At 73.0% G+C, this 12443-nt stretch carries 8 protein-coding genes and 1 pseudogene; 5 read left to right on the top strand and 4 right to left on the bottom strand.

The genetic code is table 11. From position 1 onward, the window contains the following. The 4 genes from RH94_RS45425 to RH94_RS40090 all read right to left on the bottom strand — a co-directional run. The coding region (locus tag RH94_RS45425) for an FAD binding domain-containing protein (protein ID WP_234426228.1) at positions 1-449 on the bottom strand (449 nt) is incomplete at its 3' end. 124 nt (positions 450-573) lie between these two features. Then, a complete protein-coding gene (locus RH94_RS33650) occupies positions 574-1203 on the bottom strand; it encodes a DedA family protein (RefSeq protein WP_073952142.1) in 630 nt (209 codons plus the stop codon). Positions 1204-1432: 229 nt separating this feature from the next. Then, a complete protein-coding gene (locus tag RH94_RS33645) occupies positions 1433-3226 on the bottom strand; it encodes a bifunctional metallophosphatase/5'-nucleotidase (RefSeq protein ID WP_073952109.1) in 1794 nt (597 codons plus the stop codon). 177 nt (positions 3227-3403) lie between these two features. Then, positions 3404-3808, bottom strand: a complete 405-nt coding sequence (locus RH94_RS40090) for a hypothetical protein (RefSeq protein ID WP_199881120.1) — start codon at positions 3806-3808, stop codon at positions 3404-3406. 976 nt (positions 3809-4784) lie between these two features. Between RH94_RS40090 and RH94_RS33635 the strand changes: the two genes are divergently transcribed. The 5 genes and pseudogenes from RH94_RS33635 to RH94_RS45415 all read left to right on the top strand — a co-directional run. After that, positions 4785-7862, top strand: coding sequence for an FAD-binding and (Fe-S)-binding domain-containing protein (locus tag RH94_RS33635; protein ID WP_073952107.1), 3078 nt, complete (start codon positions 4785-4787; stop codon positions 7860-7862). 43 nt (positions 7863-7905) lie between these two features. Then, the gene (locus tag RH94_RS33630; RefSeq protein WP_073952106.1) at positions 7906-9729 is read left to right on the top strand and encodes a thiamine pyrophosphate-requiring protein; all 1824 of its coding nucleotides are present in this window, start codon (positions 7906-7908) and stop codon (positions 9727-9729) included. A 299-nt stretch (positions 9730-10028) separates the two neighbouring features. Beyond that, positions 10029-11388, top strand: a pseudogene (locus tag RH94_RS33625) (glycoside hydrolase family 15 protein); the annotation flags it as partial. 1 nt (position 11389) lies between these two features. Further along, positions 11390-11815, top strand: a 426-nt coding sequence (locus RH94_RS45420) for a glycoside hydrolase family 15 protein (RefSeq protein WP_234426216.1), incomplete at its 5' end; no start/stop codon positions are given. A 3-nt stretch (positions 11816-11818) separates the two neighbouring features. After that, positions 11819-12443: SDR family oxidoreductase (locus RH94_RS45415; RefSeq protein WP_234426215.1), on the top strand; the 625-nt coding region annotated here is incomplete at its 3' end.

Genomic DNA, 12443 nt, shown 5'->3' with positions numbered 1-12443 from the left:
GCGATCGGCTCGCGCCAGTGGAGGCCGAGCAGCAGGTGGCGCTTGGCCAGGACTTCGGCGAGGCCGGTCTCGCGGACGCCGTCCGGCTCCAGCACGGTCGCCCGTGCGTCGAGCACGAGTGCCGCCGGCAGCAGGCAGCGCAGCGTGCTGCCGACCAGGTTGCCGCCGACGGTCGCCGCCCGGCGTACGGCTCCGGTCCCCACCGAGGCCGCGGCTTCGCGCAGTACCCGGGGCACGCGGTCGTCGATCCGGCCGAGCACCACGGCTGCGCCCAGCGACTCCGGCCCGAGGACGTTCGCCTCGGGCACGTCGCGCAGCGACATGGCCTGCTCGGGAAAGCCCTCGCGCTGCCAGGTGGCCCACACGAGGGTCGCCCCGCCCACGGGCACCGCCCCTTCGGCAAGGCACTCCCGCGCTTCGGTCACGGACGCGGGCAGACGCAACAGCACGGCGACCGACCTGCCTTTCTGGAGCCTCGGCAACGGACTTCCGACGCAGTCTTCCCGCCGGGGCGGCGGCGCGTACAGGGCTCACCGCGGCACCGCGTGCGCCCCCGCAGGCACCTCGCCGCCTTCAACGAGGCGGGCGGTGCCGCGTGCGACGGGCCTCCGCCGGCAGGGGGAGCAGGGAGAGGAAGGCGATGACGGCCACCATGGGCAGCAGGTAGTCGTCGACGTGGGAGAGGGACGACCCCAGGGTGTATCCGGCCAGGACGAGGCTCTGGGACCACAGCAGACCACTGACCACCTGCCAGACGGTGAAGGTCCGCGTGGGCACGCCGAGCGCGCCGGCCGCCGGGTGCAGCACGGTCCGCAGCATCGGGACGAAGCGGCCGATCACGAGCGCCTTGCGGTATCCGTAGCGGGCCGGCAGTCTCTCCGCCCGTACCGCCCCCTCCTTCAGGCGCCGGTTCGAGGTGCGGGACAGGAGGGCGCGGCCGCCGTGCCGTCCGAGCAGGAACCCGGCCTGCGCGCCCGCCACGGCACCCACGGCCGCGCACGCCAGCACCTGCCACAGCTCCAGCCGCGGGTCCTGGCGGCCGCCGCCCGCGCACAGCACTCCGGCCGGGAACAGCAGCGTGTCGCCGGGGAGGAAGAAGCCGACGACCAGCAGCCCGGACTCCGCGAAGATCACCAGCAGGACGCCCAGCGCGCCGAAGGCGGCCAGCACCGAGACGCTGTCCGTCGGATTGACGGCGATCACCGCCATCGCCTCCCGGCCGTCGTCGAGCCGCGGTCTTCACGGCCATCGCCTCCCGGCCGTCGTCGAGCCGCGGTCTTCACGGCCGTCGTCCTCGGGGCGGCTCGTCGGCCGCCCCGTCCAGCATCCCGGGGGCGAGGCGCGGGCGCACGTGTCCCCGGCCGCCGTGACCGCCAAGAGGTGAGGGCGGGCCCCGCAAGGCCCGCCCTCACCCGATCGGTCGGCTCGTCGTCTACCGGACGACGGTGATCCGGTCGGCGGCCGTCGGCGTGTACGGCGCGGCGGCCGAGGAGTTCGCCGTCAGGTAGTCGACCAGGGCGGCCAGGTCGTCGCTGCCGACGAGCTGGTTGGTCCCGTTGGCCAGTTCGGTGAAGCCGTCACCGCCGCCGGCCAGGAAGGAGTTCATGGCGACGCGGTAGGTGGCGGCGGGGTCGATCGGCTTGCCGTCCAGCCTGATGGAGTCCGTGACGACGCGGTCGGCGCCCGCCTTGGTCAGGTCCAGGGTGTAGGTGAGGCCCCCGGAGATCTGCAGGTACTTGGGAGCGGCGGCGTTGCTGCCGCTGACCTGCTGCTTCAGTACGGTGACCAGCTGGGCGCCGGTCAGGTCCTTGAGGTTGACCGTGTTGGCGAAGGGCTGTACCGCGAAGCCCTCGCCGTAGGTCACCACGCCGTCGCCCTCGTTGCCCGAGGCGGCGTAGACCAGGTCGGTGCGGATGCCGCCCGGGTTCATCAGCGCCAGGACGGCGCTGCTGTCCAGGGACTTGGCGTGCGCCAGCTGCGCGTCCGCGATCAGGTCGCCCAGCGGCGACTCGACGGCGCCGTTCCGGGTGATGTCCTTGGTGATGTACCCGACGGGCTTGTCGGCGACCGGGGCGGCCAGCGTCTGCCACTCGTCCAGCAGCTTCGTCATGTCGGCCGCCTTGGCCTGGGTCCGGTCGACGACGCGGTTGGAACCCTTGACCGTGGCGCGGACGATGTCGTCGGTGCGCGGGTCGTACTGCATGTTCAGCTCGGTGTAGAGCCGGCCGAAGGAGGCGGCGCTGGTCACCAGGCGGGGGTGGCCCGCCGGGTCCGGGATGGTGCAGACGTAGGCGTTGTGGGTGTGGCCGGTGACGAGGGCGTCGACCTCCGGCGAGACCTTCTTGGCGATGTCCACGATCGGACCGCTCAGCCCGGTGCTGCCGCCCGCGTCGCAGTCGTGGTTGTACGCCGAGGAGGCCGGGAAACCGCCCTCGTGGACGAGCGCCACGATCGCGTGGACGCCCTGCTTCTGGAGCTCCTTGGTGTACTTGTTGATCGTCTCGGCCTCGTCGAGGAACTTCAGCCCCTTGACGCCCTCGGCCGTGACGACGTCCGGGGTGCCCTTGAGGGTGACGCCGATGAACCCGACCTTCGCGCCCTTGACGTTCTGGACGGTGTACGGCTTGAGGAGCGGCTTGCCGGTCTTCTCGTTGAGCACGTTGGCCGACAGGATCGGGTAGTCGGCGCCCTTGAACTTGCGCCCCTTGGCGTAGCAGCCGTCGGCGGGGTGGCAGCCGCCGTTCTGCAGGCGCAGCAGCTCGTCCTTGCCCTCGTCGAACTCGTGGTTGCCGACGCCGGTGACGTCCAGGCCGAGCTTGTTCATCGCCTCGACGGTCGGCTCGTCGTGGAAGAGGCCGGACAGCAGCGGGCTGGCACCGACCAGGTCGCCGGCGGCCACGGTCAGCGAGCGGTCGTGGCCCTTGCGCGCCGTGCGCAGGCTGCTCGCCAGGTACTCCACGCCGCCGGCGTCTATGTTCGCCGTGGTGCCGTCGGGCTGCAGCTCGGTGACCCGGCCGGAGGAGCCGGCGGGCGGCTCCAGGTTGCCGTGGAAGTCGTTGATGGCGAGGAGCTGGAGGTCCTTGGTGGGGGACTGCTTCGCGGAGGGGTCGGCCTGCGCGGGGTTGGCCGCGGCGAGCGCACCGGCGGTGGCCAGCGCGGCGGCCGTGGTGAGCGCCGCGACGACGACTCTTCGCGGAGCCCTGCGGCGGGAGTGGGTCGGAGACATGGGGCCTCTCTGACGTGACCGAATCAAGAACGGGCAGGTTGGTGTCCGCAGCCTAGAGTCAACGCGCGTAGTTGTCAGGAACTTTGTGGTTACGGACAGGTTTCCGTCTGGGTGATCCTTGCCGCTGGGGGCAGCTCTCCGTGAATTCCACGGCTGTGAGAGTGACCGGTCGGCCCCTCAAAGGGGCGTCAGGGGAGGGGGTTTGGGTGCAAATTGCCAGTTTCTCCCGATCGGGACCCAGTGGTGGGCGCTTGAGGCGTCGTTCACGGTGGCCGAGGTGCGCGAATCCAGGGCGGCGTGGGGTGATTTGACCGATTCGCCTTTGAAGTCCGGCATTTTTGCGCCAGTGGGCGAGGGCGGTTTCTCGTCCTCGGGCGGGCAGGTCCCGGCCGGTTTCACCGCTCCGAAGTCCAGCGTGGTGTTCGTAGGCGCGGTCCTGCCCGCCGTGATGTCCTGGCCGCGGACCTTCCGGTTGCGGTCGAGGGTCTGCGTCCGGTCGCGGCCCGGCGCGTCGTGGGGCTTCAGGAAGTGGAAACCGCGCTTCCGGGCGGCGTCCTGAGTGGATCGCAGGCCCGCGCCCATGGAGTCGGGCACCGTTCTGCCGGGTTCGGCGGAGTGCCGGGCGGCGCCCTCGTCCGGGGCGCGGGCCGCGAGCCCGCCGACGGCGGGGCCGGGGGCGGAGCGGAGCGGGAACGTGGTCGTGACGCGGTGACGCGTGGACCCCTCACGTGATGCCGGCGCTCTCGCAACGGTGAGTCCGTCGTGAGGAAATGACGGGGAGTCGTCACTCGGCCGGGTGGCGGCACCGCTCTCGGGTGTGTAGCCGTGGGCCGCTACCGCCTTGCGGGGATTTGGGGCGACTCATTCCTTTTATGGCGAAGGGGGGTGGTGCGTATGATCGCGGACGCGATGACCGAACTGTCTGCAGGTCGGCTCGTCCGCCTCTGGTGGGAGACCGGGCAGAACGAAGTGGCCGCCGTGTTCCGGCGTCGGCGGGGCGGCGACTGAACCCGGTTTCCCCCACCGTGCGGTCCGCGGTCCTGGTGCGCGGTCGAGGCCGGTGCCTGCGAGCCGGCCGGCGGAGCCACGGCGCCCGTGGCCAGGAGGACCGCCCGTCGTGTCACCGCGTCGAAACCGCCGCCCAGCCCGGTCGGCGTGGTGGTCATGGGCCCCGACACCGCCGGCTCCACCGCCCTGCTGGGCCCCCTTCCCCGGAAGCTGGGACACCGACTCGCTCTCCAGCGGACGGGGTGGGGACAAGGGCGACCGGCGCGCGGGCCCTCGCGCGGCACGTCGGCCCCGCGGTGTGGTGGGGCCGGCGTGGCCACGGGCCACCCGGCCGGCCCCTTACGCCGCCCCGTCGCTCCGGTGCCGCCGACGTCCGTCCCGGAACACCGCGACACCCGCGCCGCACCGCCCCTTCGGCGTCGTCCGGCGAGCGCCCGAAGAGCCGCCCTTGCACACTGCAAGGGCGGGTACCCGGGGTGGGCGACGGCGGCCGGACCGCCGTTCGCGGGCACAGGACGTCCCGTACGGTTCAGGAAGGCGGTCGCCCCTGATGAGTCGCACATCCCCCCTCGGCGCTTCCACGGTGGACGTGGCCGGCCTGGAGGCGGCGCTGCGCGAGGCCGTGGACGGAGAGGTCCGGTTCGACGCCGGGAGCACAGGCGCGTACGTCACGGACGGCTCCAACTACCGACAGGTCCCGATCGGCGTCGTCGTCCCGCGCACGGTGGAGGCCGGGGCGGACGCCGTGCGGGTGTGCGCCCGGTTCGGCGCGCCGGTGCTGTCCCGCGGCGGCGGCACCAGCCTGGCCGGCCAGTCCACGAACACCGCCGTGGTGATCGACTGGACCAAGTACTGCCACACCCTGATATCCGTCGACCCCGACGCGCGCACCTGCGTGGTCGAACCGGGCATCGTCCTCGACCAGCTCAACCGGCGGCTGTCCGACCACAGGCTGCAGTTCGGACCGAAGCCCTCCACCCACAGCCACTGCGCGCTGGGCGGCATGATCGGCAACAACTCGTGCGGCGCGTCCGCGCAGGCGTACGGCAAGACCGTCGACAACGTACGCCGGCTGGAAGTCCTCACCTACGACGGGCTGCGCATGTGGGTGGGCCCGACGTCCGGGGCCGAGCGGGCGCGGATCGCCGCCGAGGGCGGCCGCAGGGCCGAGATCTACGCCGGCCTGGACCGCATCGTCACCGAGTACCTGGCCGACATCCGGCGCGGCTTCCCCAAGATCCCCCGCCGGGTCTCCGGCTACAACCTCGACTCGCTGCTGCCCGAGAACGGCTTCGACGTCGCCCGGGCCCTGGTCGGCAGCGAGGGCACCCTGGTGACCGTACTGCGCGCCGAGCTGGAGCTGGTGCCCGTGCCGCCGTACCAGTCCATCCTGGTGCTCGGCTACGAGGACATCTGCCGGGCCGGCGACGACGTCACCCACCTCCTCGAGCACTGCTCGCCCAGCCAGCTGGAGGCGCTGGACGGGCGGATGGCGCAGCTGATGCGCGAGGAGGGGGCCTACCTGGACTCCCTCAACGTCCTGCCCGAGGGCGACAGCTGGCTCCTGGTGCAGTACAGCGGCGACAGCCAGGAGGATGTCGACGAGCAGGCGAACGCCCTGCTGCGCGCCGTCGGCCGCAGCGAGAAGGACCCGGACGTGGCCTTCTCCGACAACCCCGAACGCGAGCAGAAGATGCTCAGGGCCCGCGAGGCCGGGCTCGGGGTCACCGCGCGCCCGCCGGACGACCGGGAGACCTGGGAGGGCTGGGAGGACTCCGCCGTGCCGCCGGAGCGGCTCGGCGACTACCTGCGCGACCTGAGGAAGCTGTTCGAGGAGTTCGACTACGACCACCCGTCCGTGTACGGGCACTTCGGGCAGGGCTGCGTGCACACCCGGATCCCGTTCGGGCTGAAGACCGCCGAGGGCGTCGCCGACTTCCGCCGCTTCGTCGAGCGCGCCGCCGACCTCGTGGCCTCCTACGGCGGCTCCCTGTCCGGCGAGCACGGCGACGGCCAGGCCCGGGGCGAGCTGCTGACCCGGATGTTCGGCGCACGTCTGGTGACCGCCTTCGGCGAGCTGAAGACGCTGTTCGACCCGGACAACCGGATGAACCCGGGCAAGGTCGTCGACCCGAACCCGGTCGACGGACAGCTCCGCCTCGGCCCCGCCTGGCGCCCGGCCACGCCCGACACGCACTTCGGCTACCCGGAGGACGAGCACTCCTTCACCCGCGCGGTGATGCGATGCGTCGGCATCGGCAACTGCCGTACCCACCAGGGCGGCGTGATGTGCCCGTCGTACCGGGCCACCCTGGAGGAGGAGCACTCCACCCGGGGCCGCGCCCGGCTGCTGTTCGAGATGCTCGGCGGGCACGCGGACTCCACGATCACCGACGGCTGGCGCTCCACCGAGGTCCGTGACGCGCTCGACCTGTGCCTGGCCTGCAAGGGCTGCAAGTCGGACTGCCCGGTCGGCGTCGACATGGCCACCTACAAGGCCGAGTTCCTCTCCCACCACTACGAGGGGCGACCGCGTCCGGCCGCCCACTACTCCATGGGCTGGCTGCCGGTGTGGGCCCGGCTCTCCCGCGTCGCCCCGTCGCTGGTCAACACGGTGCTCCAGGCGCCGCTGCTGGCCCGCGCGGGCAAGGCGCTGGCCGGGGTGGCCGGGGAGCGGCAGGCCCCGGTCCTCGCCCAGCAGTCCTTCCTGCAGTGGTGGCAGGAGCGGGACACGGCGGAACCCGATCCGGCCGACCCGCGGACCGTCGTGCTGTGGCCCGACACCTTCAGCACCTACTTCCACCCGTCCGTCGCGATCTCGGCCGTACGGGTCCTGCAGGACGCGGGGTTCCGGGTGGCCGTGCCCACCCGGCCCGTGTGCTGCGGCCTGACCTGGATCTCCACCGGTCAGCTGACCGTCGCCGAGAAGGTGCTGCGGCGCACCCTGGACGTGCTGCGGCCCTACCTGGAGGCCGGCACCCCGATCATCGGTCTCGAACCGTCGTGCACCGCGGTGTTCCGGGCCGACGCGCCCGAGCTGATGCCCGCCGACCAGGACGTCAAGCGCCTGGCCGGGCAGGTGCGCACCCTCGCCGAACAGCTCGTGCACCACGCGCCCGAGGGCTGGGAGCCGCCGCGGATCACCCGGCAGGCGACCGTGCAGACCCACTGCCACCAGCACGCGATCATGAAGTTCGACGCCGACCGGGAACTGATGCGCCGCGCACACCTGGACGCCGACGTCCTGGACGAGGGCTGCTGCGGCCTGGCCGGCAACTTCGGCTTCGAACGCGGCCACCACGAGGTCTCCATGGCCGTCGCGGAACAGGGCGTCCTGCCCGCCGTCCGCGAGGCCGCCCCCGACAGCCTGGTCCTCGCCGACGGCTTCAGCTGCCGCACCCAGATCGAACAGGGCGACACCGGCCGCCGGGCCCTGCACCTGGCCGAGGCGCTCGCCCTCGGCCTCGGCGGAAACCTGCCCAGCCGGCAGCCCGAACGCCTGGCCGAGCGGCCTTCCCACCCCTCCCGCGCGGCCCGGTGGACTGCCACCGCCGGCGCCGCGGCCCTCACGGCGGCGGCAGCGACCGCGGCCGGCCGGACGGCCCTGCGCCACCTGCGCCGTCCATGACCGCGCCCCCACGAAAGCAACCACCCCGGAAAGGTCTTCGAACATGTCGATGAAGGTCTCCGACCACGTCCTCGAGCGCCTGCGCGACTGGGGGGTGGAGTACGTCTTCGCCTACCCCGGCGACGGCATCAACGGGCTGCTCGCGGCCTGGGGCCGCGCCGACGACAACCCCCGGTTCATCCAGGCCCGCCACGAGGAGATGGCCGCCTTCGAGGCCGTCGGCTACGCCAAGTTCTCCGGCAGGGTCGGCGTCTGCGCCGCCACCTCCGGCCCCGGAGCCATCCACCTCCTCAACGGCCTGTACGACGCCAAGCTCGACCACGTGCCGGTCGTCGCGATCGTGGGGCAGACCAACCGCAGCGCCATGGGCGGCTCCTACCAGCAGGAAGTCGACCTGCTCAGCCTCTACAAGGACGTCGCCTCCGACTTCGTCGAGATGGTCACCGTCCCCGAACAGCTGCCCAACGTGCTCGACCGGGCGATGCGCACCGCCATGGCCCGCCGCTCGGTGACGGCCGTCATCATCCCCGCCGACGTGCAGGAACTCGACTACTCGCCGCCCGAGCACGCCTTCAAGATGGTGCCCTCCAGCCTCGGCATGCCGCACTACGCGCCGGTGCCCACCGACGACGACCTCACCCGCGCCGCCGAGGTGCTCAACGCCGGGGAGAAGGTCGCCGTCCTCGTCGGGCAGGGCGCCCGCGGGGCCCGGCAGGAGGTCATGGCGGTCGCCGACCGGCTCGGCGCCGGTGTCGCCAAGGCCCTGCTGGGCAAGGACGTCCTGGACGACGACCTGCCCTACGTCACCGGCGCCATCGGCCTGCTGGGCACCCGGCCGTCGTACGAGCTGATGACGGGCTGCGACACCCTCCTCGTGATCGGCTCGTCCTTCCCGTACACGCAGTTCCTGCCGGAGTTCGGGCAGGCGCGGGCCGTGCAGATCGACATCGACCCGCACATGGTCGGCATGCGCTACCCGTTCGAGGTGAACCTCGTCGGCGACGCCCACACGACCCTGGTCCGGCTGCTGCCGCTGCTCAAGGGGGACAGGGACAGGAGCTGGCGCGACAAGGTCGAGCAGGACACCGCCCGCTGGTGGGAGGTCATGCAGCGGCGCGCCGCCGTCGACGCCGACCCGATCAACCCCGAGTACGTCGCGCACGCCCTGAACGACCTGCTGCCCGACAACGTCATCCTCTCCTCCGACTCCGGCTCCGCCGCCAACTGGTACGCCCGCCACCTGAAGCTGTGCGGCGCCATGCGCGGCTCCCTGTCCGGCACGCTGGCCACCATGGGCCCGGGCGTGCCCTACGTCATCGGCGCCAAGTTCGCGCACGGCGACCGCCCGGCGATCGCCCTGGTCGGCGACGGCGCGATGCAGATGAACGGCATGGCCGAGCTCATCACCATCGCCAAGTACTGGCAGGAGTGGAGCGACCCGCGCCTGATCGTGGCCGTCCTGAACAACCAGGACCTCAACCAGGTCACCTGGGAGATGCGCGCCATGGCCGGCGCCCCCCAGTTCCTGCCCTCCCAGTCCATCCCGGACGTCGCCTACGCCGACTTCGCCCGCCTGATCGGCCTGCACGGCATGCGGATCGAGAAGCCCGGCGACGTACGGGGCGCCTGGGAGGCCGCGCTCGCCTCCGACAGGCCCTGTGTGCTCGACTTCGTCACCGACCCGGCCGTGCCGCCCATCCCGCCGCACGCCACCCTCGACCAGATCGAGGCCGCGGCGACCGCCGTCCTCAAGGGCGACAGCGACCGCGCCGCCATGGTCCGCCAGGGCCTCAAGGCGAAGGTGCAGGAGTTCCTGCCGGGCGGCCGGCACCGCGAGGACCGGCCCGGCACGGAGGGCGGCAGGTGAGCGACACCCCGGCCGTGGAGCGGGTGGACACCGCCGTGTCCACCGTTCCCGCCGTCCGCCCGAAGGACAGGCCGCGCGGTGCCCGGTGCCGGAAGCACCCCCCACGCCCTTCGGGAAGTGGCGGAGCACCGCGAGGCGGAGGCGGGGCGCCCCCGGCAACGCGACGAGGCACCGTGCCGGGCGCCGCCCGGCCGGGGGCACCTCCCGGCCGAAGTCCGGGGGAGGGAACGTGACACCAGGGCCCGGCACCGGGCGCGCACAGACGTACCGCGCGGCCTGACGGAAGGGAGGCAGCAGCCGTGAGCACCACCTCTTCCTTCCCGCCGCACGCACTGCACGACTACGCGCTGCTGGCCGACGGGGAGCGCGGCGCGCTGATCGGACCGGACGGCGCCGTCGCCTGGCTGTGCGCCCCCACCTGGCACGACGACGCCGTCTTCGCCTCCCTCATCGGCGGCGCGGGTGTCTACGCGATCACCCCGCGCGGCCGCTGGGTCCCCGGCGGCTACTACGAGGAGGGCACCCTGATCTGGCGCAGCCGCTGGATCACCACCGGCGGCGTCATCGAGTGCCGCGAGACCCTCGCCTTCCCCGGCGAGGCGAACCGCCTGGTCCTGCTGCGGCGGATCGTCGCCGTCGACGGTACCGCCCACGTACGGGTCGTCCTCGACGCGCGCGCCGACTACGGCCGCGCCCCGCAGGCCACCCCGCACCGCGACGACACCGGCGTGTGGCACCTGAACACCGGCCACCACCGCCTGCGCTGGCAGGGCGCCGCCCCGGCCACCGCCCGCGCCGAGGGCCTGACCGCCGACCTCGTCCTCGAACCCGGCGAGCACCACGACCTGGTCCTGGAGTGCTCCGACTCCCCGCTGCCGCACACCCTTCCCCGGGCCGAGACGGCCTGGGACGCCACCGAACAGGCCTGGCGCCGGGGCGTGCCCCCGATGGAGCGGACCATCGCCCCGCGCGACGCCCGACGCGCCTACGCCACCCTGCGCGGGCTCACCTCCCACGGCGGCGGCATGGTCGCCGCGGCCACCACCAGCCTGCCCGAACGCGCCGAGACCGGCCGCAACTACGACTACCGGTACGTGTGGATCCGCGACCAGAGCTACGCCGGGCAGGCCGCGGCCGCCGCGGACGCCCCCGAACTCCTGGACGCCGCCGTCCGTTTCGTCGGCGAGCGGCTGCTCGCCGACGGCCCGCGCCTCGCCCCCGCCTACACCGTGCACGGCAAACCCGTCCCCGGCCAGCACGAACTCGACCTGCCCGGCTACCCCGGCGGCTTCAGCCGGATCGGCAACCACGTGGACAAGCAGTTCCAGCTGGACTGCTTCGGCGAGGCACTGCTGCTGTTCGCCGCCGCCGAACGCCGGGGCCGGCTGGACGCCGACGCCCGGAAGGCCGCCGAACTCGCGGTCGGGGCGGTCGGCGAGCGGTGGCGGGAGCCCGACGCCGGCATCTGGGAACTGGACCCCCGCCCGTGGACGCACAGCCGGCTCAGTTGTGTCGCCGGACTGCGCGCCCTGGCCGGTGCCGCCCCCGGCCGGCCGCTCGCCGACACCTGCGCCCGCCTCGCCGACACCCTGCTCGCCGCCGTCTCGGCGACCAGCGTGCACCCCGACGGGTACTGGCAGCGCACCCCGGACGAGCCCGNCCCGCCGTAGACGCGGCCCTGCTGCTGCCCGCCCTGCGCGGGGCCCTGCCCGCCGACGACCCGCGCACCCGCGCCACCCTCGCCGCCTGCCGAGGGCAACTGACCCAGGACCACTTCATCTACCGCTTCCGCCACGACGACCGGCCCCTCCAGGAGGCCGAGGGCGCGTTCCTGCTGTGCGGGTTCTTCATGGCGCTGGCCGAGCACGAGCAGGGCCACGAGGTCGACGCGCACCGCTGGTTCGAACGCAACCGCGGCGCCTGCGGCTCGTCGGGGCTGTACGCGGAGGAGTTCGACATCGCCCAGCGCCAGCTGCGCGGCAACCTCCCGCAGGCGTTCGTCCACGCCCTGCTGCTGGAGACCGCCGCCCGCCTGGCCGAGGACCCCGACCGGCACGGCTCGCGCCGCCGAACGAGGAGGAACTGACCCATGCCCCAGACCGTCGTCATCACCGGCGCCAGCGCCGGCATCGGACGCGCCACCGCCCGCCTGTACGGCAAGCGCGGCGCCAACGTCGTCCTGATCGCCCGCGGGCAGGCCGGCCTGGACGCCGCCGCCAGGGAGGTCGAGGAACTCGGCGGCAAGGCGCTGGTGCGGACCGCCGACACCGCCGGCGCCGAGCAGGTCGAAGAGGCCGCCACGGCCGCCGAGCAGGCCTTCGGCCCCATCGACGTATGGATCAACTGCGCGTTCACCAGCGTCTTCGCGCCCTTCGACGAGATCACCGCCGAGGAGTACGAGCGGGTCACCAAGGTGACCTACCTCGGCTTCGTCAACGGCACCCGCAGCGCGCTGAAGCGGATGCTGCCGCGCGACCGCGGCACGATCGTGCAGGTCGGCTCGGCGCTGGGGGAGCGGGCCATCCCGCTGCAGTCGGCGTACTGCGGAGCCAAGCACGCCATCAACGGCTTCACCTCCTCCCTGCGCACCGAACTGCTGCACCGCGGCAGCAACGTGCACGTGACCATCGCCCAGATGCCGGCCGTCAACACCCCGCAGTTCTCCTGGGTGCGGTCCCGGCTGCCCAGGCACCCGCAGCCCGTCCCGCCGATCT

Source organism: Streptomyces kebangsaanensis (assembly GCF_001906585.1).
Taxonomy (GTDB): Bacteria; Actinomycetota; Actinomycetes; order Streptomycetales; family Streptomycetaceae; genus Streptomyces; species Streptomyces kebangsaanensis.
The sequence above is the reverse complement of the archived record's forward strand: the minus strand, read 5'-3'. Positions and strand labels throughout refer to the sequence as shown.